At 39.0% G+C, this 21337-nt stretch carries 24 protein-coding genes and 1 pseudogene; 14 read left to right on the top strand and 11 right to left on the bottom strand.

Annotated elements, in window-relative coordinates:
• The first annotated feature begins 195 nt into the window (after window positions 1-195).
• Window positions 196-306, top strand: coding sequence for a hypothetical protein (locus IQ10_RS18750; protein ID WP_367613662.1), 111 nt, complete (start codon window positions 196-198; stop codon window positions 304-306).
• A gap of 608 nt (window positions 307-914) precedes the next feature.
• Here IQ10_RS18750 and IQ10_RS06140 read toward each other — a convergent pair.
• On the bottom strand, window positions 915-1325 hold the full coding sequence (locus IQ10_RS06140; RefSeq protein WP_144449604.1) for a TubC N-terminal docking domain-related protein: 411 nt from the start codon (window positions 1323-1325) through the stop codon (window positions 915-917).
• A 1-nt stretch (window position 1326) separates the two neighbouring features.
• Window positions 1327-3672, bottom strand: coding sequence for a phage/plasmid primase, P4 family (locus IQ10_RS06135; protein WP_242009770.1), 2346 nt, complete (start codon window positions 3670-3672; stop codon window positions 1327-1329).
• A gap of 511 nt (window positions 3673-4183) precedes the next feature.
• Between IQ10_RS06135 and IQ10_RS17975 the strand changes: the two genes are divergently transcribed.
• On the top strand, window positions 4184-4327 hold the full coding sequence (locus IQ10_RS17975; RefSeq protein WP_158639996.1) for a hypothetical protein: 144 nt from the start codon (window positions 4184-4186) through the stop codon (window positions 4325-4327).
• 202 nt (window positions 4328-4529) lie between these two features.
• On the opposite strand, the gene IQ10_RS18350 is transcribed toward IQ10_RS17975, so the two are convergent.
• Window positions 4530-4619: a putative holin-like toxin gene (locus IQ10_RS18350; RefSeq protein ID WP_242009769.1), complete on the bottom strand. Its 90-nt coding sequence runs from the start codon at window positions 4617-4619 to the stop codon at window positions 4530-4532.
• A 290-nt stretch (window positions 4620-4909) separates the two neighbouring features.
• Between IQ10_RS18350 and IQ10_RS06130 the strand changes: the two genes are divergently transcribed.
• Together IQ10_RS06130 and IQ10_RS18540 are read left to right on the top strand one after the other, a co-directional pair.
• Window positions 4910-5068: a recombinase family protein gene (locus IQ10_RS06130; RefSeq protein ID WP_144449603.1), complete on the top strand. Its 159-nt coding sequence runs from the start codon at window positions 4910-4912 to the stop codon at window positions 5066-5068.
• Between the two features lie 73 nt (window positions 5069-5141).
• The gene (locus tag IQ10_RS18540; protein WP_277877944.1) at window positions 5142-5273 is read left to right on the top strand and encodes a hypothetical protein; all 132 of its coding nucleotides are present in this window, start codon (window positions 5142-5144) and stop codon (window positions 5271-5273) included.
• Between the two features lie 168 nt (window positions 5274-5441).
• Here IQ10_RS18540 and IQ10_RS06125 read toward each other — a convergent pair whose 3' ends face one another.
• The 3 genes from IQ10_RS06125 to IQ10_RS06115 all read right to left on the bottom strand — a co-directional run bounded on the left by IQ10_RS06125 (window position 5442) and on the right by IQ10_RS06115 (window position 7459).
• Window positions 5442-6179 carry a hypothetical protein gene (locus IQ10_RS06125; RefSeq protein WP_144449602.1) on the bottom strand — a complete coding sequence of 246 codons (738 nt, stop codon included), beginning with the start codon at window positions 6177-6179 and terminating at the stop codon, window positions 5442-5444.
• 230 nt (window positions 6180-6409) lie between these two features.
• Window positions 6410-6595: a hypothetical protein gene (locus tag IQ10_RS06120; protein WP_144449601.1), complete on the bottom strand. Its 186-nt coding sequence runs from the start codon at window positions 6593-6595 to the stop codon at window positions 6410-6412.
• A 27-nt stretch (window positions 6596-6622) separates the two neighbouring features.
• A complete protein-coding gene (locus IQ10_RS06115) occupies window positions 6623-7459 on the bottom strand; it encodes an outer membrane protein assembly factor BamD (RefSeq protein ID WP_144449600.1) in 837 nt (278 codons plus the stop codon).
• Window positions 7460-7831: 372 nt separating this feature from the next.
• On the opposite strand from IQ10_RS06115, the gene IQ10_RS18880 reads away from it, so the two are divergent.
• The 3 genes and pseudogenes from IQ10_RS18880 to IQ10_RS06100 all read left to right on the top strand — a co-directional run bounded on the left by IQ10_RS18880 (window position 7832) and on the right by IQ10_RS06100 (window position 8294).
• Complete coding sequence (locus IQ10_RS18880; RefSeq protein ID WP_144449599.1) at window positions 7832-7942, top strand: recombinase family protein; 111 nt, start codon at window positions 7832-7834, stop codon at window positions 7940-7942.
• Window positions 7943-7983: 41 nt separating this feature from the next.
• Window positions 7984-8103: pseudogene (locus IQ10_RS18745) on the top strand (hypothetical protein); the annotation flags it as partial.
• A gap of 5 nt (window positions 8104-8108) precedes the next feature.
• Window positions 8109-8294: a hypothetical protein gene (locus IQ10_RS06100; RefSeq protein ID WP_144449598.1), complete on the top strand. Its 186-nt coding sequence runs from the start codon at window positions 8109-8111 to the stop codon at window positions 8292-8294.
• A gap of 37 nt (window positions 8295-8331) precedes the next feature.
• On the opposite strand, the gene asnB is transcribed toward IQ10_RS06100, so the two are convergent.
• On the bottom strand, window positions 8332-10179 hold the full coding sequence (asnB, locus tag IQ10_RS06095) for an asparagine synthase (glutamine-hydrolyzing) (protein WP_144449597.1): 1848 nt from the start codon (window positions 10177-10179) through the stop codon (window positions 8332-8334).
• A gap of 237 nt (window positions 10180-10416) precedes the next feature.
• Between asnB and IQ10_RS06090 the strand changes: the two genes are divergently transcribed.
• Window positions 10417-10623 carry a YqzH family protein gene (locus IQ10_RS06090; RefSeq protein ID WP_158639993.1) on the top strand — a complete coding sequence of 69 codons (207 nt, stop codon included), beginning with the start codon at window positions 10417-10419 and terminating at the stop codon, window positions 10621-10623.
• 196 nt (window positions 10624-10819) lie between these two features.
• Here IQ10_RS06090 and IQ10_RS06080 read toward each other — a convergent pair whose 3' ends face one another.
• Window positions 10820-11602, bottom strand: a complete 783-nt coding sequence (locus IQ10_RS06080; RefSeq protein WP_144449594.1) for an SDR family NAD(P)-dependent oxidoreductase — start codon at window positions 11600-11602, stop codon at window positions 10820-10822.
• A gap of 416 nt (window positions 11603-12018) precedes the next feature.
• On the opposite strand from IQ10_RS06080, the gene proB reads away from it, so the two are divergent.
• The 5 genes from proB (at window position 12019) to IQ10_RS06055 (ending at window position 17381) form a co-directional block, all read left to right on the top strand.
• Complete coding sequence (gene proB, locus IQ10_RS06075) at window positions 12019-13146, top strand: glutamate 5-kinase (protein WP_144449593.1); 1128 nt, start codon at window positions 12019-12021, stop codon at window positions 13144-13146.
• Window positions 13143-14387, top strand: a complete 1245-nt coding sequence (locus IQ10_RS06070) for a glutamate-5-semialdehyde dehydrogenase (protein WP_144449592.1) — start codon at window positions 13143-13145, stop codon at window positions 14385-14387. The genes proB and IQ10_RS06070 overlap by 4 nt, the downstream gene beginning before the upstream one ends.
• Before the next feature lie 8 nt (window positions 14388-14395).
• On the top strand, window positions 14396-15238 hold the full coding sequence (proC, locus tag IQ10_RS06065) for a pyrroline-5-carboxylate reductase (protein WP_437177669.1): 843 nt from the start codon (window positions 14396-14398) through the stop codon (window positions 15236-15238).
• 291 nt (window positions 15239-15529) lie between these two features.
• Entirely contained in the window at window positions 15530-16279 is a 750-nt protein-coding gene (locus IQ10_RS06060) for an STAS domain-containing protein (protein WP_144449590.1), read from the top strand.
• A 280-nt stretch (window positions 16280-16559) separates the two neighbouring features.
• Window positions 16560-17381, top strand: coding sequence for an ion transporter (locus IQ10_RS06055; RefSeq protein WP_144449589.1), 822 nt, complete (start codon window positions 16560-16562; stop codon window positions 17379-17381).
• 205 nt (window positions 17382-17586) lie between these two features.
• On the opposite strand, the gene IQ10_RS06050 is transcribed toward IQ10_RS06055, so the two are convergent.
• The 3 genes from IQ10_RS06050 to IQ10_RS06040 form a co-directional block, all read right to left on the bottom strand.
• The gene (locus tag IQ10_RS06050) at window positions 17587-18957 is read right to left on the bottom strand and encodes an aspartate kinase (protein WP_144449588.1); all 1371 of its coding nucleotides are present in this window, start codon (window positions 18955-18957) and stop codon (window positions 17587-17589) included.
• A gap of 229 nt (window positions 18958-19186) precedes the next feature.
• A complete protein-coding gene (locus tag IQ10_RS06045) occupies window positions 19187-19837 on the bottom strand; it encodes a YgaN family protein (protein ID WP_144449587.1) in 651 nt (216 codons plus the stop codon).
• Between the two features lie 136 nt (window positions 19838-19973).
• A complete protein-coding gene (locus tag IQ10_RS06040; RefSeq protein ID WP_144449586.1) occupies window positions 19974-20261 on the bottom strand; it encodes a hypothetical protein in 288 nt (95 codons plus the stop codon).
• Between the two features lie 172 nt (window positions 20262-20433).
• Between IQ10_RS06040 and folE2 the strand changes: the two genes are divergently transcribed.
• A complete protein-coding gene (gene folE2 / locus IQ10_RS06035; protein ID WP_144449585.1) occupies window positions 20434-21318 on the top strand; it encodes a GTP cyclohydrolase FolE2 in 885 nt (294 codons plus the stop codon).
• Window positions 21319-21337 lie beyond the last annotated feature (19 nt).

Below are 21337 nucleotides of genomic sequence, written 5' to 3'. Positions count from 1 at the left end.
TGCTAAATAACTGTACTATATAAGTTGAACAAAAGAATTTACACTTAACCGTTTTGAACAAATTATATTGCTTGATGAAAGATGAGAGAAGAGTTTTTAAAACATTTGATAGGTACTTTAGATGTCTTGGTTAACAATGCAGGAATTGGTGATTTTAAAGCATTTGAAGAGTTCAACGCCAAAGAATGAGAAAATATTTTTAAAACGAATGTTTTTGGCATGTTTCACTGCAATCAAAACGCATTTCCTTTATTGAAAAAAAGGGGATGGCGTATTATTAATATTAGTTCTATTGCTACTATATAAGTTCATTTTAAATTTCCGACAGAGCCATCGACCCAATCAGACGGAACACTTTCTCCGGATATTCCACATTTGGCGCGATAGTGGAAGACCAAAGCCTAATATATTTGTCTAACTTTATTGGGTCAGTTCAAAGGGAGGACTAAGCTTTTCCCTTTAAAATCGTAGACGTTCTTCTATTCGTAAACATGTTGACATCAGGTTGTAAATTTCGCGACAAGCGATTGTAAAAACTGAAGAGATGGTGCATTCTTATGGCTGTAGTCAAGTACCATAGAATTCAACAATAACTGATTAATGGATCAAGTTAAAAATTACAAACAAATCTTATATTCGGGAAACCATAAAGTCATTAACACCCAATCCTCCCCCACTCTAATAAATGAACCTCTACTAACATAATCTGCTGTGGGGAATTATTAGATATTTCGCTCTCTTTTGCCCTTATGTAGAGCTATTTGATTTTACGCATCTGTCGCCCCATAATCTTGCCTACAATACGTCTCTTGATCCGTTGCTTGATCTTGCCACAACGGACAGCGTTAATATCATCTAGCAATCTTGCTGTCTTATATAGAAATGTTCTGACCTTACCAATAGACATGACCTCACTACCTGCTACTCCGCTTCTGGAACCACTTAATAAATCCACTTGCTTCTTCCATCGCTGTTTCAAATTCAATGTTCTTGCCGATGATTTTGACCTTGTATGGCTTCATTTCATCTTTTCGGTAGTTTGCTCTCCATGCGGTTACTTTGTCGTTTGGTAGCCTTTCGATGAATATGTAGCTGGCAAAACCATATCGATACTCATATAACTCGCCTTGACTGTGAACAATCCAATTATGTTCAAGCGCAGTCTCGTTTTCTTTTAATCTTTTGATCAACTCCTTTTTTTGATCCTTTATGTTGTTTTTTAATTGTGTGTTTATGTTTTCTTTTTGATAGATCATTTTTATATTTTGATCATTTACCACTAGCTGAATATCTCTATGAAAAAGCTCTTGTAATAGCTCTTGCATCTTAAATCTCTTCCTCAATATATTCATTTACTGAAGGTCTGAAGCTATCTGAAGCATTTTCACCTATTCCCTTACTGAATTTTTCTATAGGACGTTTACTGGTGTTTGGTTCAGATACGTTCAGTTGTTCAGTTTCTTCAGTGAATCGGTTTGTTAGAAGACCAATTCCATGAAATTCTGTGTTGCCACCCTTGCCACTTCGCTTCTTCAAAAAGCCTCTTTCTTCAATACGCCTGTTGAATTTACGTTGGGTAATCTCATATTCTCCAGTGTCCTTACACCATTCTCGATAGCGTTCATAAAGCTCTTTGACACTGATCCTAGCATTCGTTTTCTCGACACAATGTTCATTCAGAAAATAACCGAGAATGTCCATTTCATCTTTATATCCTTGCGTTGCTTGTTTAATTTCTGTTGGTTCACCAAGTCCTTCTTGCTGCCACTTCAAGCAGCCCTTCACAGCCCAATTCAAAATGCCTGGGAGTTCTTCTCTTAGTTTTTCTGGTAATCTCGTATCGACTTCTTCTTTTGGGATCGTGACCGTAAATGGGATCAAACGAATACGTCTCCAAATTCCTTCATCGTTTCCTTTAATGATTGGTTTGTGGTTGGTTGTGAAGAAAATCTTAAACGCTGGCATAAATTCAAAAAACTCTTTTCTTAAAAAACGTGCGGTGATCGGTTCCCCACCTGTTAATTGCTTAATGAGTGATTCTGATATCTTCTGTCCATCCTCTGATTCAACAGCTGATACGAATCTAGCATCGCTTAAGCGAGCAATGTCATTGTTAATACCACCTTCATGAATCTTTGATGTGAACGTATCTGGATTCGTTTGCTTTCCATAATCTCCTATAAGCTCTTTAATCGTATTGATAAAGGTAGATTTACCGTTTCGACCATTGCCCCATAAGAAAAAGGCAACTTGTTCACTCGTATCACCTGTTAAGGCATAACCGATTGCTTTTTGAAGAAACTCAATTAATTCATGTTTGACCTTGCCGTTCTCGCCCTTCATCACACTTTCAAGAAAATTCATCCATGTCGGACATTCAGCGTCTGGATCAAACCTTACATTGGACTGATTCGTAATAAGATAAGAAACATCATGCTCTAGCAGCTCACCTGTGCGTAAATCTATGACTCCATTTTCACAATTAAATTGAAACGGATCTCGGTTTAAATCCGCTTGCAGGACTGGCAAAAACGCCTTTGTCCGATCAATACTGTTCAAAAGGACTGCACTTCTTTCACTTGATTGTGCCCATCTGGTTAAATCTCTTCTACGGTTATCATCATTTTCTCTTCCTGCTTTTTGGTACATCATCCGAAACGTATTAATCGCCATTCGTTCAATCAGCTTCTTGTGATCCTTCTTCCAAGCTCGTCCATCCCAAATCAGCCATTCTTCAAACTCCATACAGTATCTTAACTTATCACCATGAAAATGAACGAGCCTTTCCGCATTGCCGACCTCTGTCAGATTAAATTCTGGATCATCATCGCTGACTTGAACGTGTGGCGGTTCCTGCCTCCCGTGATTTCCTTGCCTGTATGCTTTTCCACTTGGTTCTTTTTTCAACGCACTTGCTACCGCGTTCGCAAACTCCCTCTGATCTAAAGGAGGTAAAAAGAAGTATTTATTAAGAAAGTGAACGATCTCTTCAACCTCGTCTGGACTGTAACCAAACTCCACTAATCTACAACAATGCTTGTAAAGGGTATTATTTCGACCACCTTCACTAAGCGGTATTGAAAAAGGTCTATTCTGCTTTCCGACCTTTTTCAAGCGATTAAAGAAGATTGGCATTGTCGAAAGCTCTCCAGCTGCTTGATGAATCCAATTCCGTCCTTCTGTGTTGGCTGTAGGAAGGACAATTTGCCCTTTTCCTGCTAAACGATAATCAACAACAAAGCCACCGGCCGTTAATGCTTCTGCATCTTGTCCTGTAATCGTTCCACTCGATTGAAAGATAAATTGAAACCCTCTAACGGTTTGAATAGCGTGGAAGTGATAGCCCTCCTTCTTAAGAGCATGAAATAGATACCTACCTTCCTCCTTATCATCAACATCTACGACATCATACCCATCTGGAATCAAAAGCCCGATCCATCCCCTTTGATTAAGCCATTGCTGTATCTCAATTGGATGAAGCCCCTTTTGCTTTGGATTCTGCCATCCTTTCATAATTGGACGCTTCGCTATGCTGTAACGCTTTTTCGGATCATTCTCTTGATTCATATTAGAGTAACCCAATAACTTAATGATTTTCACGTTCTGATGACTAGAAGGAAACAAACGCTGCAACTGCAACATCTGATCATTCTTCTCAACTGCGTTTATCACCACTGTAACCCTCCTTTTTTCTCGGTTATGCATGTGCTATTTTTGAATCAACATTTTGATGGTTCATTCTTTATATATACTTTTAGTAAGAAATGAGGTGAGGTCGTTTCAAAAAAAAAGAAAGAATGATGACAAATTTCGAGCTATACAAACTCTATTTGATGACGCAGTAAGAGGAGAATATATCGATCGACAGCGTTTGAATCATGGGTAGGGAAACGTTTTATACAAATGGGGCTTTCTGTAGATTTTTACTTTAGACGAGGAACGTATTTGTAGACGATCAGAGGTATTTTTTTATAAGGAAATAGAGACATACTCTCTCCCATCATCGAAACGGACGATTTAAGCTGATTGCTGTAAATCATACATTTGAAAGAGACTCGCAACATGAGCTGTTTTATCACGAGCTTGCGCATATCCTCATACACATTGGGCGATGAATCATGATGCAAAAGCAATAAGAAAGTTGCAAAAATGAGGTGTAGATACCTTTACGAGGTATGCAGCATTGCCACTACATATGTTAAAAGAGTTTAATTTGAATGATGATAATATAGTCGATCAGCTTTCTGAAGAATTTATCGTTACGAAAGAGCTTTGTGAGTATCGACTTGAGAGGATTTATGCGAATCGAATAAACATTCGTAAGTGAAGAGGAAGAGATTAAAATAAATTTTATAATAAAGTTTTAATGAATGGTGTGATAATGTTATACTTGTAGTATAAAGAGAATATAATAAAAAAGACCGTCGGTGCTGCAACACCAACGGTCAAGCAATAGAACAGGTTCCCTCTAGGGAAGTCAGCTGGTTCGATAAAAATAATCCACCTAGCCTCGTAAGCTCAAGGGTGGATTATTTCTTTTGGTTAAATGACAGTACAGCTACAATCAATGTTGCAAATGCAATCATTAGCACCAAAGCTTGAAACACCGTCACTGGCATCACCCCCTTTCTCTTTGGGGATGTGCCAACCACCCTTGAATTTCCGTATCCTATTAAATTGAATTATACCACATATTTTCCTTGTATGCTCACATAACTCACGCTAAAATAAGAATATACGTTCGTATTATAATCCCCTACTCCGACTACATAACGTAGTAAGTGAGGTGATCCCCATGAAATGCGTTATTTATCGTCGTGTAAGTACAGAAGATCAAGTAAGAGAAGACTTCCCCCTTGAAGCTCGAAGAATGCGTTTAACAGTTTTCGCTGAATCACAAGGCTAGACGATAGTTGATGATTACGTGGATGAAGGCTTTTCTGCTAAGAATACGGATCGTCCCACTATACAGCATTTGATTGCTGATATTAAGCAAGAGAAGTTTGATGTTGTTCTTATTTATCGTCTTGATGTTTTGTCCGTTTGTTACTTCTGCATGAACTATTAAAGCTTATGGGCATACATGAGGTTGCTTTTAAGTCCTCTATAGAAATGTTTGACACTTCTAGTGCTACTGGTCGTTGTTTATCACAATCATTGGAACTCTTGCTCAGCGGGAACGAGAAACGATTGGAGAGCGTGTTTTTAAGAGTACATTGAAGAAAGTTGAAACTGGTGAAAGACCAGGAACATATCCTACAATTGCCACATAAAAAACCCACCTCATCCCAAGACGGGCCACATCAAACCTATCCGATTATCTTCACCTCATATTCCTTCAACCAATAATCCATCTGAATAAAATGAGCGAGCAGCTGCGGGTCAGCCATGAGTTGCCTGAGCTATCTGCTGGTGTACTTTAGGTTTTAAGAGTTAGCTTGTTAACTTACATCATTGATTTCAATTATACAGAGTGATAAAAACTCATCAATTAAATACAAAAATTCCTTACATTGTAATAAGGGGACATGGACCTTCATTTGACCAACTGTCGATTCATTAACCGAAAAAGCACGATATGAGACCAAATCAAATTTCTGTATGATATTTTCTATTGATTCATTTATAAATCCATCATTATGCGCTATGACATTTCTAATTTTATTCCAATCTCTTATTGAACTCCATTGTTGATTATTATTTATGTTTTCGTTCCCTATTATCTTTTTTAGATATTTAATACTTCTTTCAATTCCACTTCCTTGAATGTCCTTATAAGATATTTCTAAATTTAAAATTTTTTGGTATACTGAGCAAATATCATTTAAGGAGTTTTCTAATAAACTGTATGAGTTTAAAAGAACTCCCTTACTTATTGAATCTATTTGGAGAAAATAAGCTTCCTCAGTTGTTCTCAAATCATCGCCTATATGTGGATTAAACCGTTCACTTTCCTCATCACTACAATTGAAAAAAGTATTTCTTAAATTATCAAAAATAGCTTCCTGTTCTTTTTTTTCATTAATATATCTATTAATTATTGTTGATAATGTAACTAATCTAAAGTTAACCTCCGATGCTAAAAAAACAAGACTATTTAAATTTGAATTTGAAACAACCGCATGATTCGCTTCACTAATAAATTCTAAAAAATTCAATTTAACCAAATCGTTTTTCACTTTCTTCACCTCTCATACCATCAGTTACTAAAATAACTTTTCTTGCAGTCTTTATTTTCCAACAACTTAATTAGCATAATAACCATATTAATTTCTTTTTTTATCATTTTATCATAATCTTACATTTTTGAAATATTGATTTGACAATGAGTTTTGGGACACAAAAGCCAAAGAAAACGGGTGAAACTCACTACTCTTTTCATCCTTTTCAAAAACGGTTGTTTTTGAAACTAATCAATAATAATCTGATACTGCTTCAAAATCCGATTCTTCTCTCTTTCAATCAACCGTTGATAATGTTGCACCAATAATGGTCGATCTTGTTTAAGTGAAAGATAAACAATCGTTTGCCATTTATGAATACGCCTCTTTACAGCGTAGATCACTTTGACTTTATCTTCGCTTTCGTTTCCCAATCAGTCTCACGCCTTCTTAAGCAGCATCTACCTTTCTTTTGACTTCTCATCTGAAGTTATATAGTTGCTAATTCTTGGCTCTCCCCAAACAAAACCTTCCCTCACAGAGACAGTTTTTATTTGTTTCAGTTCACCTTTGCTATTATAAGTTCTCCACTTGTAATACTTAATTTGATGACTTGGACGTAATGAGTGATAATTTTTAGTTAACTCAATTTCTGTTGGCTTTCCCCAAGCAGATAATTCAATTTGATTTTCTGGCATTCCTTTGTAAGGAATGGTTTCCCTTAATTTTGTCCTATATTGCCTCTCTTCCTCCTGAATTCTCTTTTCAGTTAGATTCAACATTTCTTTTACATTGTCCCCGTATTCTGGAATATGAACAATACGTTCTAAATATTCTTGAGCTTTTGGGTACCCTTCTAATTCGATCAACCTCTTAGATTCTAAGTAGAGCAATTCATAAATCTCTTGTATTTTTTCCTTAGATTTTTTATGATTTTCAACCTTTTCAAAGCTGTCTAACGCTTGTAAATAATTACCTTGTTCAAAATGAGATATGGCTCTTTTGTAAGTTTGATCTGCTACTTTATATGCATTGTAAGTTGGTCCAAAAAGAACTGAAATGATAGCTATTACAATAAGAAGACATGTCATAGTAGAGGTAAAAATAATAACATTTTTCTTGTTTTTCAGAGCTGCATTAAAAAGGTAAACTGCCATTCTCTTAAAAACATCTCGAAATAAGAAAATTACATATACAATAATAGGAATAAAAATACCAAAAACACCGAATACCGAAATTAACTTGACCCATAAGTATAAGAAAAAAAAGAAAAAAATAATCGCCAAACAACCCACCATATACTAGCCTCCAACTATAGTTTCAAAAAATATACCATAAAGTCATATTTTGGTATATATGAGATTTTGATTATAGTAGAAGGAAACTATAAATGCATGCTTATTTCACAAGAAATTTTTGAATTTAAAGTATTATGGTTAATACAATGATTATTTTAGACAAACTAACCCATTTGCAGAAAATCATTTTATTGAAATTCCTTACATAAATACTATTGATCACACCTATTTTGTAACGGTATCTTCAAAACAAACACTCTTTAACCATCACTCACTTTACATAAATATTTACAAACTTCCTGTTTAATTTTACCATAAAAGAACAAATGTTCCCTTCTCCGTCTTAAATAATTAAATAAAGAGGTGATACCCATGAAATGCGTCATTTATCGTCGTGTAAGTACAGAAGATCAAGTAAGAGAAGGCTTCCCCCTTGAAGCTCAAAGGGCGCGTTTAACAGCTTTAGCTGAATCACAAGGCTAGATGATAGTTGATGATTACGTGGATGAAAGCTTTCAGCAAAGAACACAGATCGTCCTGCTATACAGCGTTTGATTGCTGATATTAAGCAAGAGAAGTTTGATGTTGTTCTTATTTATCGTCTTGATGTTTTGTCCGTTTGTTACTTCTGCATGAACTATTGAAGCTTATGGACTTACATAAGGTTGCCTTTAAGTCTTCTACTGAAATGTTTGACACTTCTAGTGGTACTGGTCGTATGTTAACGTTTGCTCAGCGGGAACGAAAAATGATTGGGGAGTGTGTTTTTGAGAGTACATTGAAAAAAGTTGAAACTGGTGGAAGACCAGGAACATATCCTGCCATTCCCACATAAAAAACCCACCTCCATCCCAAGGTGGGCCACATCAAACCTATCCGATTATCTTCACATCATACTCCTTCAACCAATAATCCATCTGAATAAAATGAGCGAGCAGCTGCGGGCCAGCCATGAGTTGGCCAAAATAAGGCTTACCCATTGGAAGTCCGCCTGTTTCAGCAATCTCACTTAAGGCTTTTTTATTGATGAATTCAAAGATTGGTGCGTCTTTTTGTGATAGTACTGCTTGCATTCCTTTTTGGACGGCTGCTGTGTAATTGGGGTGATGGGTTTTAGGGTACGGGCTTTTTTTACGGTAGAGAACATCATATGGTAAAAGGTCTTCTAATGATTTGCGGAGAATCCCTTTTTCACGTCCGTCTAGTTGTTTCATTTCCCAAGGAATATTCCAGACATATTCAACGAGTCGGTGATCGGAAAAGGGAACCCGTACTTCTAGGCTCGCACCCATGCTCATTCGGTCTTTGCGATCTAGCAAATTCGTCATGAACCAGACGATATTTAAGTATGAGATTTCGCGCCTACGTGCTTCCTCTGGAGAATCCCCTTCATATCGCGGTGTTTCTTGGATTGTTTCTTTGTAGCGGTTATAGACATATTGTTTAATATTTAATTTCTTTTTCCATTTTTCATTTAAGAGGTTTTCTCTCTCTTCAATTGAACGCATCCACGGGAAGCCATCAATGTTCATCACTTCTGGCTTATGGAACCACGGATAGCCCCCGAAAATTTCATCAGCGCACTCTCCTGATAGTCCAACGGTTACATCTTGCTTAATTTCATGACAGAACCAAAGCAGGGAGGAATCAATATCGGCCATGCCTGGTAGATCACGGACAAGAACTGCTTCTTTTAAACGGTTAGCTAATTCATCGATGGAGATGACTTTGTTATCGTGCTGTGTTCCGATTGCATCAGCTACAATTTTCACCCACGGACCGTCGGCATTTGGTTGAAAGTCATTCGCTTTGAAATATTTATCATTTTCATCATAGTCGATGGAATAGCTGCGGATTGGTCCTATGCCTTGTTTGTCGTATACTTTGGCTGCTAAAGCTGTTAACGCACTTGAATCGATCCCTCCAGAAAGAAATAGGCCGACTGGTACATCCGCAAAAAGCTGCCTTTCAACGATATCTTCTAATAAATAACGAATATATTCTGCTGTTTCTTCCACTGTATGTTCATGCCTCTGACTCTTTAATGTCCAGTAACGGCTAATCGTTGCGCCGTTACGATCATAAATAAGCACATGAGCAGGTCTGAGCTCATGAATATTGTCATAAATCCCGTGACCAGGTGTTTTCGACGGTGCTAATCCAATGATTTCTGAAAGTCCATCGGCTTTAATACTTGGGTCAATTTCTCGATGTGCCAGCAATGCCTTTAATTCAGAAGCAAACATGAGACAGCCATGTCGTACTGTATAAAACAGAGGCTTGACTCCTAATCGGTCTCTTGCCATAAATAAGCTCTGATCCTGCTCATTCCAGATCGCAAAGGCAAAAATGCCATTTAATTTTTCTAGACATTGATAGCCCCATTGAATGTAGGATTTCAATAATACCTCTGTATCTGAATGTCCTTTAAAATCGTGACCGTATGCAAGTAGCTCTCGTCTAATGTCTTCTGTGTTATAGAGCTCGCCGTTATAAACAATCGTATACGTCTTTCCCTTGAATGTTCGGCTCATTGGCTGAACGCCGCCTTCAGGATCAACAACAACAAGTCGCGCATGGCCAAATGCTGCGTGTGGTGAGGTCCACACATTCATATCATCTGGTCCACGACGCTCAAGCGTTTTGGCCATTTTTAGTATTTGCGGCTCTTCTTTTCGCAGGTCCTGGCGCCAGTCAATCCACCCTGTAATTCCACACATGTATGATCAGCCCCTTTTGGGAAATGTCTATTTCTCTCTACCCTACTCTATTCGCCCCATGCTAGGCTAATTCCCATGAGCTATTCTATTCAGCCGAATAGGCAGGTGTGTAAGAAGACTCTTGTTTTATGAAAATTTTATTAAGATAGAAGTTTTTTTGTATTCTATATAATGAGGTTAAATAGCTGATTAGAAAAAGCGATTACTTACGAATAAAGAGATTTGGAGGAAACTACATTGGAACAAAAATTTCTACAAAAACAAATACGAGCTGTCGCCAAATCATACACAGAAATGGAGATGGGACTGCCCCTTTCAGAGCAGGAAGAAGAGCATTTATTAGCTCGTATTCAAAAAAAGCTTGCAGACGGGGAAACAGGAGAAGTGCGAGAAATTGTTCATGATGTGATCTACACGTTTTTCACAGGACAGGAGGAGGATTAGCCCTCCTCCTTTTTCATTAGGTGTTTGACGGTCTCAGTTGGGTTCCAGCAATTAAAGGTATACGTCGGTTTCGTTTCAAAGCCGAGACGAACACAGTGGTAATACATCCCCCCACTCGACTTTTTTTCAGCAGAAAAGTGCTGACATGTGGCACAGCAGTGAAAACGATTTTCCATGCAAGTCCCTCCTTATGCCATTACTTTTGGCGAAGTTGTTTTCCAGCGACCTTCTCAAACAGACGAGGCATGACTTGATAAAGGGTTGAACCAATACCCATCCAGCGTGGTAAGTTCAATTCTCTTTTTGGCTTGTCAATGAGATCCAAGGTTAAAGATGCGACATCTTCAGGCTTAAGCATCCACTTTTCAATATTTTTCACGTATAACCCTTCTTCATCGGCGCGGTCAAAGAAAGGTGTTCGAATGGGACCAGGATTCACAGCACTGACATGAATATCTGTGTCGCTCAGTTCAAGTCGTAATCCATTCGTAAAACCGAGAACTGCATGTTTGGTTGCGGCATAGACGCTTGATTTTGGTGTTGCGAGCTTCCCTGCTTGTGAAGCAATATTAATGATGTGTCCGCTGTTTTTGGAAACCATATGAGGAAGAACTGCTTTAGTTAGAGCAATCAAACCGATCACATTGACATCAAACATCTCTTTTACCGTATCAATGGAAGCTGCTTGAACTTCCTCAAATACAGCGAACCCTGCGTTATTAATTAGAACATCGATACTGCCGACTTCCTTTAGGATATGGGCAGCTTGCTTGAGAGTTGCTTGCTGGTCACTGACATCGAGTGTGTAGACAAGCGTTGTTCCTCCACCTTTTTCAATTTCAGCTTTTACACTAGCAAGTCTTGCTTCATTTCGGGCTAGTAAGACGACTGTTGCGCCACGTCTTGCTGCTTGTATGGCAAGCTCACGACCAAGTCCGCTTGATGCACCCGTTATCCAAACGACCGTTCCTGATTTCATCTATGACACTCCTTCTTTCTTCTCTCTTCATCTTACAGGAAATCGCACGAGGCAGCTATTGAAATACTGCACATATTCGTAAATTAAATGGGAATGTTCAGAAAGTAGTTGACGATCAACTTGTCTCCCTTTTATAATGAGAAAAATGATATGAAGTGGCGTAGATAGGGATTAGTAAATATGTATTCATGTGAAAAGAGAGTGACCTCACCGGCTGAAAGGGTCATCACCGCTGATGCAATTGAACCTGCCCTTGAGCTAGTCAGACTGAGATTCTGACCGTTTCCCACGATACGGGTTCAAGTGGGCATATTTTTTGCCAACAAAGGTGGTACCGCGGATGAAGCTCTTCCGTCCTTTTTTTGGACGTGAGGGCTTTTTTATTTTTATATTATAATAGGAATGAGGTGATGAGCATGAGTCGACAACGTATCGTTGTGAAAATCGGAAGCAGTTCTTTAACGACCAAGCTTGGAGCGTTAAGTATGGAGAAAGTGACGATGTTTGTTGAGGCCATTGCAAAGCTAAAGCAAACGGGTCATGAAGTGATCGTGATTTCATCTGGTGCTGTGGCGGCAGGCTTTTCAGCGATCGGCTACCCAAGTCGCCCAGTAACGATTGCTGGAAAACAGGCCGCTGCTGCTGTTGGGCAAGGACTTCTGATGCAAGCCTATATTGAGCAGTTTGCCAAGCACAATCTAACACCAGCTCAGCTCCTTTTAACGCGAGAGGATTTTTCTGATCAAACAAGATATAGCAATGCCTATTCAACATTAAATGAATTGTTAAAACGCGGGGCAATCCCGATTATAAATGAAAATGACTCGACATCTATTGCGGAATTAACGTTCGGTGACAATGATATGTTATCTGCGCTTGTTAGTGGACTGATTCATGCCAATACGCTCTGCATTATGACAGATGTGAACGGGTTATATGACGCTAATCCGCAAATCAATCCAAATGCGAAGAAAATTCATTATCTCCCTTCTTTAACTCCTGATTTATTAGCCCTTGCAGGAGAATCGAAATCAAAAGTCGGTACAGGAGGAATGAAATCAAAGGTCAGTGCAGCAGAGACGGCCCTAACTCTTGGCGTGAACGTCTTTATTGGCAAAGCAGAAGAGCAGGATACCTTTTTAGATATCCTTGCGGGAAAAGGAAATGGCACTTATATTGGTACCTTCCAGCATGAAGCGGTTATGCCGACCACAAAGCAGTGGATTGCCTTGCACTCTAAACCGATGGCCAAAGTGATTATCGACGCTGGTGCAGAAATGGCTCTGCTCTCTAAAGGGAAAAGCCTACTACCTGTAGGAGTATCTGATGTGAAAGGAAGCTTTTCTGTTGGCGACGTGATTGAGGTATGGAATCAACAAGGTCGTATCCTTGGAAAAGGAAAAGCGAATATGACTGTTCACGAGCTAGAAACGTATCGTAAACAGCATCATGCTTCAAGTAGTACTGATAACAAATACAAGGACCCTGTTGTGATTCACCGTAATGAATGGGTTCCACATACAAAGGAGACGATGAAACGATGAGCGAATTACGTACAAAAGCAAAAGCCGCACAAAATGTTGCCAGAGAATTAGCTATTAAAACGACAGAAGAAAAAAATCAAGCGCTTCTTGCAATGGCAGAGCAACTTCTCCTTGAACAGGAATACGTATTAAAGGAGAACAAAAAAGATATTGATACAGCTCGTTCAAACGGTACAAGTGAAAGTTTGATTGACCGTCTAACGTTAACGGCTGAGCGATTAGCGGACATGGCAGACGGCTTAAAACAGGTTGCTGCATTGTCTGATCCAATCGGTGAAAGCCTGTCAAAAAACACTCGCCCTAATGAGTTAGAAATCGAAAAAGTTCGTGTTCCACTTGGTGTGATCGGAATGATTTACGAAGCACGTCCAAATGTAACAGTTGATGCATCAAGCTTATGCTTAAAAGCGGGTAACGCGGTCCTCCTTCGTGGCAGTTCATCGGCGATACACTCAAACATTGCCCTTGTGCAAGTTATTCAACGTGCACTCGAGAAAACGACGATTCCTGCTGAAGCCATTCAATTAATTGAAGATACAAGCCGCGAGACTGCTTCTGAAATGTTTACATTAAATGAGTATTTAGATGTTCTGATTCCACGCGGTGGTGCTTCCCTTATTCAAGCAGTCGTGAAAAATGCCTCTGTTCCAGTTCTTGAAACGGGTGTTGGAAATTGTCATTTATTTATTGACCGCAGTGCAAAGCCTGATATGGCGATCTCTATTGCGGTTAATGCGAAAACGCAACGTCCTTCTGTCTGTAATGCGGTTGAAACAATTTTAATTGAAAAGACATGGGCAAATGAGCATCTTACTTCATTATTAGATCAACTTGCTGCAAAAGGCGTTTCTTTTGTCGGTGATGAGGAGATTCAAGCATTAGATACACGCATTAAGCCAGCTATTGAATCAGACTGGACAGATGAATTCCTAGATTTAAAGGTAGCGGTTAAGCTTGTTGACTCAGTTGAAGCAGCGAGTGCTCACATTTATCAATACGGAACGAAGCACTCTGAATCCATCATTAGTGAAGATGCAGCGAATGTTGCTACGTTTTTAAATGAAGTTGATGCAGCAGCCGTTTACCATAACGCATCTACTCGCTTTACAGATGGCTTTGAATTTGGCTTTGGTGCAGAAATCGGTATTAGCACACAGAAGCTTCATGCACGTGGTCCAATGGGGCTTGAAGCCTTAACATCAACAAAATACATTGTTCGAGGCAACGGACAAATAAAGTAAAAGGTGAGGTGAGGAAGTTGCTCGAAAACAAAACAATTACCTTTCTAGGTGCTGGTTCAATGGCCGAGGCGATTATTGTGGGGCTTGTTCGTCAGGAAGTTGTCAGTCCATCGCAAATCATTGCAACGAATGTAAGTGATCAGGATAAACTGAATTACCTTGAAAAGACATACGATATTCGCACAACAAGCGACCGCTTAGAAGCTGTTCGTCAAGGTGATATTATCGTTCTAGCGATGAAGCCAAAACATGTCAAAGAAGCGATTGAATATGTGCGAGATTCCACTCGCAAAGATCAATTGTTTGTTTCTGTACTCGCAGGAATTCCGACTGTGTACATGGAAGATTTACTTGGTGAGAAGGCTAGTTTAATTAGAACGATGCCAAATACCTCTGCGAAAGTCGGTGCATCAGCAACCGCGATTTGCAAAGGTAGACACGCAACAGACCAACACCTGCAGCAAGTTGAGACGCTATTTACTGCTGTTGGAACGGTCACTGTTGTCGAGGAAGATAAGCTTGATGCTGTTACTGGTCTTGCGGGAAGTGGCCCAGCCTATTTTTACTTCCTTATTGAAGCAATGGAGCAAGCAGCAGCTGATGCTGGTCTGACGGAAGAAGAAGCATCTGCCCTTATTACGCAAACAGTCGTTGGTGTTGGTAAGAGATTGCAATCAACAACGAAGTCATCAAAGGAGCTTTATCAAGAAGTCATGAGTCCAAATGGTACGACAGAGGCTGGTATTAATGTCTTGCGCGAGCATGAGACACAAGAAGCGATGCAGGCTGCTGTCACTCGTGCCATAGCGCGTTCAAAAGAGCTTGGTGCTGTATTTACAAAGTCGAATTAATTGAACGACAGCAAAAAAACAATTAATATATTATCTAATGAGACTGTTGAGGGAATGTATGTTCAACAGTCTTTTTGTCTTATACCTAAATTGCTAGATTGTGAAAAAGTTAACACCAGCTTAAAAAGCTTAAGCGATTTATCCGCAATTTTAAATGAAATGAAAATACTAACCAGAAAATATGATAAAATAGTTTTAAAAGTCAAATGTGTTAGTACTTAGGAATGAAAAAAAAAGAGTTGGTATCACTATTTCATGAAAAGCATACAACCGTAACCGGAGTGAATTCGAATGTCATTTATTAATTCTATGCCCTTACCCTATTTTCAGATTGATCAGGATTTCACCATTTTAGCGGCTTCTGAAAGTGCATGGAGCTTGTTTCAGCCAAGCGATTCTCTTCTTCATTTAATTGATGAAGAGAGCCAGCAAAAAGCCAAGCTACTGCTATTTTCTAAGAATATATTATCGATTGAACTTGTTATGAAAACAATCGATTCTCCCTATGCTCTCATCAAACTTACATGTAACTGGGAAAAGGATAAGGGCCATATTATTTGCACGAAGCAAGATAAGGAAATGGAACGGTTAATCGAGACTGTCGACAAGCACCGCCATCGTCTAGCTGAAACAAATTTTGAGCTACTAGAACAAAAAGAACAGCTCGAAGACTATCATGCAAGGATTTCAGAACTGTCATTACCGCTTATTCCACTATCAAATGAGATCGTTTTGATCCCGATTTATGGGGATGTAACAAAAGAAATCATTGATCATACACAAGCACGTTTACTAAAAGATGTTTATGACTCTGAGGCCGAAAAAGTATTATTCGACTTTCACGGTGTTTCTTCTCTAACACAAGAAGGCATTTTGGCATTAGGAAATATGATTGAGAGCCTGAGCCTATTTGGCACTACTTCCTATATTATTGGTTTAAATCCGAACCAAACAATGATGTTACATAAAATTATTCCACATATCCCCGTCACTTATTTAAAAAACCTAAAATATGCGATCAGTCGCTTTTTAGGAACCTAGTGACTACATGTTCTCAAGGGGAGATTATGGTTCTCTTCGTTTTTCGTTACCTTCCTGCGGGCAATAGACAAATAGACATGAACGAATCGACGAGCAGTTGTAAGTACCTGCAAGAAACCTCTTTTAAAATAACGAGCTCAATCGTATTCTCCTCTCTCCTAGGTTGTGAACATTTGTTCATTCTTTTTATGCATTCTCAGCAGCCATATGCCTTTTTCATTCTGAGATATTCTTGTAGAATAAAAGATAGTTTGATTTACAAAGGAGTTTGTAGAAATAAATGGAAAATACAAATACCGAGTTATCTTCCTCTGGTTTTGTCAGAGCGGTTCAACGAATTGTCTTTCATCGTGCATTCACGCCAGTAATTATTAGTCTTATCATGGTGAATGCGATTCTTGTTGGATTTGAGACGTACCCCTCTCTCTACAACAATTATAAAGATTGGTTTTTTACAGCGGATTACATTTTGCTGTGGATTTTTACCATTGAGATTGCCATGCGTTTTATCGCCACCCGTCCAACAAAAGATTTCTTTAAAAGTAGTTGGAATTGGTTCGATTTTCTGATTGTAGCGGCCGGTCATATTTTTGTTGGTGCTCATTTCGTTACTGTTCTACGGATTTTACGTGTGCTTCGTGTCTTAAGAGCGATTTCAGTCATTCCGTCTCTTCGAAAACTTGTGGATGCCTTACTGATGACCATTCCTGCCTTAGGAACAATCATGATTTTAATGAGCATTTTCTTTTATATTTTTGCGGTTATTGGAACGATGTTATTTGCAGGCATTGCCCCAGAATACTTCGGAAACTTGCAGCTAACACTGTTAACTCTTTTTCAGATTGTCACACTTGACTCCTGGGCTAGTGGTTTGATGCGTCCCATTTTCGCAGAAGCTTGGTGGTCTTGGATTTATTTCGTCATTTTCATCCTTGTAGGTACATTTATTATTTTCAACTTATTTATTGGAGTTATCGTCAATAATGTAGAAAAAGCTAGCGAGGAAGAAAAAGCCGAAGAAGAAAATAAAGAACTAAAAGAACTCCGTCAAGAAGTGTCTGAAATGAAAGCCATGCTGAAAACGTTAACGGAACGGAAATAATAAGAAAAGCGCAAGCGCCTCGTTCAGCGAGCTGAAAGTGATGGAAGCCCGTCAATGCGTTGCCCGCTTTTAGCAACCATTTGCAGGCTGAAGCAACCTCGAGAGGCTAGGTGCTCGAGCTAGACATCATTGAATTTTCTTATCCTTTTAAAAAAGGGTCTGACCATTAGATAAACCAGTGGTCAGACCCTTTTATGATTTAATCTTATTGAACCGTGTCACCTGCAGAACCAAAGAATTCTTGGTATAACTCTCTTACAGCACCGTCTGCATCCTCTGAATGGATACCTAGAACCAAACTTACTTCTGATGATCCTTGGTTAATCATTTCAATATTAACTTTCGCTCGTGCAAGGGCTGCTGTTGCTCTAGCCGAGACACCAAGTGTATTATGCATACCTTCCCCAACAATCATGACCATCGCGAAGTCTTTTTCAACATACACATCATCTACAGCCAATTCTTCACGAATACGTGTCACAATGCGTTCTTCGATTTCAGGTGTTAATTGATTTTGACGAAGGATGACGGATGTATCATCAATTCCAGATGGCATATGCTCATAAGAAAGACACTCGTCCTCAAGAATTTGGAGTAATTTACGACCAAAACCAACTTCGCGGTTCATTAAGTACTTACGCACATAGATCGTAGCGAAGCCTTCATCTGCAGCAATCCCAATGACTGGATTCATGAAATATTCACGCTCTGCAATAATCATCGTTCCTGATGATGAAGGATTGTTTGTATTTTTAACGCATACTGGAATGCTATTTCGAAAAGCAGGGATTAATGCTTCATCATGAAAAACAGAAAATCCCGCATAGGATAATTCACGCATTTCACGATATGTCATTCGCTTGATCTTTACAGGGTTTTCCACAACATTCGGATTAGCCGCAAAAACGGAGTCCACATCTGTAAAGTTCTCATAAAGATCTGCATTCGTCCCGGCAGCTACGATTGAACCCGTAATATCTGATCCACCACGTGGGAATGTCACAAGCGTCCCTTCTTTTGAGTACCCAAAAAATCCTGGGAAGACGATAATTTCTTTTGTATCTCGGAGTTTAGCAAGGTTTTCAAAAGCTTCTGGTAAAACCTGTGCATTACCTGGCTCATCACTTACAAGTAATCCAGCATCTTTTGGATTTAAATATGTAGCTTGTAATCCGATGCTTTGAAAATAACTTGCGATTAATTTTGCATTATTATCTTCACCACTCGCTTTGATTGAATCCATAAACGATTCTGGCTTATTACGATCGAATTCTAGTCGCTCTCTTAAATCTGCTTCAATCGTCGCAATAATATCTTGACCAAGGCCAAGTCCTTTTGCAATATCATCATAACGACTAACGACAGCTTGAAGTTCTTCCTCTGCCTCTCCTTTATTTAGAAAAGCTTCACCAAGCCCAATAAGTAAGTCTGTCACTTTTGTATCGTCACTACTACGTTTGCCTGGAGCTGATACGACAATAATTTTTCGTTCTTTATCCTCGGCGACAATCGCAGCCACCTTTTTAATTTGTTCTGCACTCGCTACTGATGTTCCGCCAAATTTAGCTACTTTCATCTTTCTTCTCCAGCTCCTTATGAATAACATTTTCTCTATTTTACAATAAGTTATTAGAACATTCTAACTATACCACAGCGCCCATTTGATCGCAAAGTGCCTCTCATCCATTCTCAGCCGGCATAGCGCATTCAATCTTCCTTAGCCTATCTCACCACGAAGTAGCATACAATACTCGCTCGTAAGAAACAATGGCTCAAGATTCCAGCCAAACAGAGCAAGTCATCATCTACAATGCTTCATCATCAATGATCACATAATAGGCATATAGATGCTCAAAATCATCATTTGGTTGAAGCGCGATGTTCATGTCAAAACTGCGCATTGAATTTGACTCATTGTTTTCAACATGATAGGCTACATAGATTTTCTCACCATAAGGAACATCTCCTTCTAGTCGGTCAAATAAATAGCCATGAGTTGATGATACACTTTCCATACCTCCAGGGTGTGAAAAAGAATATGGACTGTGACCTGATCCTCCATCATCCATTACTTTCATCTCTCCGCTAATCAATGATTGCCCCTTTGATTCTTCTTTATTAAAGGTAAACAGAACACGAGACCGTTCCTTTTCTCCTTCAATTTCAGGATCATTTGCTCCTATTTTCATGCCACCGACTGATTCAGTTAATTCACCGTAATAATAATAATCAAGTCCAACTTCCATCGAGCGAAATTCTTTGTTTCGATCCACAAACTGTAAGTAGAAGATTTGATCAGCTAGCATAGAGAAAATTAATTGTTCATTCTCTGACAAAGGCATTTCACTAAAAGCCCTGCTATCCGTTGAAAAGCTTGAGGAAGATAACGTCTCACAACCAGTTAAGAGGACAAAGACAAAGACAAAACTTACCATTAATATCATAACGTTCTTCATCCATTCCCCCTCCTTCTAAGTTCTTTCACTTTATCACAGAATATTCGTTCAATACATTATTTACTTAAAAATAGGATGACTTAAAAGGTCAAAAGCGTCCTTTTAAGTCATCCTGAAGCAGGAACATCAACCAGCTTTATTTAAAAATGGCTAATAAGAATGGCTTCTGTTCAGCCTGCAATTCAGAAGTCGTGCAATCTGACTCGCTGGCATAGGCTAGCTCCTCGGCATGGCCAAGTGTTGTTTCTTCTAAATTATTCGTTAAGTCTGCTTGATCAAAGCAAGCTGGCGTACTATATACTTCTTTCGTGTGGTCAACGATGATTCTTGTGTCAGCTGACGGCTCAACAGTTACTGGAATGATGAAGCCTAAAATAAGAAGCGCGCTTGCTAGCACAAGTAAAATAATGGTTCCTTTTTTCATATTCAGCCTACTTTCTTGTCTCTTTTTCCCTTTGTAGTGTAATATGGAGAAAGCATGTCTGCAACCTTGTTGACTTGGACCACTATTTCCGTGTTATTTTATAATGCTAAAGCTATCCAAGCCAAGAGTGTTTAGATAAAATTAAGAAATGACTTCCAGGAGTGATGAGAAAATGAAACGTTCTTTACCACCAAAGGCTGAGCGTCATCGCCACTTTGGTTCTGTTGATCCTATTATCGGGACAAAGCCAACAGACAAAGAAAAGATGCCAGACCTTCAAAATAAACCAGATGATTTCTATTTCCCTATTCAACAAGTAGGAATCTCTAAAGTGAAATATCCTGTTATGATCGAATCCGATCTTGCGCCGACTACGCAAACAACAACAGCAGAATTCGCTATGACCACAAGTTTAGATCAGGACTTTAAAGGGATTAACATGAGCCGCTTAACAGAGCAGCTGCATCTCTTCTTCCAAACGCATTTATTATCAGTTGAGACATTAAGAGAGTTCACAACAATTCTTGCACGCGAAATGAAGCAAAGAAGCTCGAACGTTCGCGTCACATTCCCTTGGTTCTTTACAAAAACAAGCCCATCCCTACAAAAAGAAGGTATGGCTCATGCTGATGTCACATATGACGTAACATTTGATGAGAATCACGGATTTACTTCTGCCATCACATTAACAGCAGCTGTAACAACACTTTGCCCTTGTTCAAAAGAAATTAGTGAATACAGTGCTCATAACCAACGTGGCTTTGTCACCATGACAGTAACAGTTGATGAAGCACATGAAGCTGATTGGAAGGCTGTCCTTCTTGAAGCAGCAGAAAGTAATGCAAGCTCGATTTTATATCCTGTATTAAAGCGTCCTGATGAAAAAGCAGTAACAGAGCGCGCTTATGAAAATCCTCGCTTTGTTGAAGATTTAGCTCGTCTCGTTGCGTCAGATTTATACGAACATGAAGCTGTTCATGCCTTTGAAATTGAATGCCGCAACGAAGAATCGATTCACCAGCATGATGCAATTGCTAAATTAACATTTACAAAATAAAAAGTATGAGTAAGAGCTG

The sequence above is a fragment of the Halalkalibacter nanhaiisediminis genome, from assembly GCF_007830185.1.
Classification (GTDB): Bacteria; Bacillota; Bacilli; order Bacillales; family Bacillaceae_D; genus Halalkalibacter; species Halalkalibacter nanhaiisediminis.
Note: the sequence above shows the minus strand (reverse complement) of the source record. Positions and strands in the feature narration are given on the sequence as shown.

Coding starts and splice junctions, on each gene's coding strand:
- IQ10_RS06140 (WP_144449604.1), bottom strand. CDS start 1,325: ATGCAAGAGCTATTACAAGAGCTTTTTCATAGAGATATTCAGCTAGTG.
- IQ10_RS18350 (WP_242009769.1), bottom strand. CDS start 4,619: ATGCCAGTGACGGTGTTTCAAGCTTTGGTGCTAATGATTGCATTTGCA.
- IQ10_RS06115 (WP_144449600.1), bottom strand. CDS start 7,459: ATGGTGGGTTGTTTGGCGATTATTTTTTTCTTTTTTTTCTTATACTTA.
- IQ10_RS18880 (WP_144449599.1), top strand. CDS start 7,832: ATGAAATGCGTCATTTATCGTCGTGTAAGTACAGAAGATCAAGTAAGA.
- IQ10_RS06100 (WP_144449598.1), top strand. CDS start 8,109: ATGGACTTACATAAGGTTGCCTTTAAGTCTTCTACTGAAATGTTTGAC.
- asnB (WP_144449597.1), bottom strand. CDS start 10,179: ATGTGTGGAATTACAGGGTGGATTGACTGGCGCCAGGACCTGCGAAAA.
- IQ10_RS06080 (WP_144449594.1), bottom strand. CDS start 11,602: ATGAAATCAGGAACGGTCGTTTGGATAACGGGTGCATCAAGCGGACTT.
- proB (WP_144449593.1), top strand. CDS start 12,019: ATGAGTCGACAACGTATCGTTGTGAAAATCGGAAGCAGTTCTTTAACG.
- IQ10_RS06070 (WP_144449592.1), top strand. CDS start 13,143: ATGAGCGAATTACGTACAAAAGCAAAAGCCGCACAAAATGTTGCCAGA.
- IQ10_RS06060 (WP_144449590.1), top strand. CDS start 15,530: ATGTCATTTATTAATTCTATGCCCTTACCCTATTTTCAGATTGATCAG.
- IQ10_RS06055 (WP_144449589.1), top strand. CDS start 16,560: ATGGAAAATACAAATACCGAGTTATCTTCCTCTGGTTTTGTCAGAGCG.
- IQ10_RS06050 (WP_144449588.1), bottom strand. CDS start 18,957: ATGAAAGTAGCTAAATTTGGCGGAACATCAGTAGCGAGTGCAGAACAA.
- IQ10_RS06045 (WP_144449587.1), bottom strand. CDS start 19,837: ATGAAGAACGTTATGATATTAATGGTAAGTTTTGTCTTTGTCTTTGTC.
- IQ10_RS06040 (WP_144449586.1), bottom strand. CDS start 20,261: ATGAAAAAAGGAACCATTATTTTACTTGTGCTAGCAAGCGCGCTTCTT.
- folE2 (WP_144449585.1), top strand. CDS start 20,434: ATGAAACGTTCTTTACCACCAAAGGCTGAGCGTCATCGCCACTTTGGT.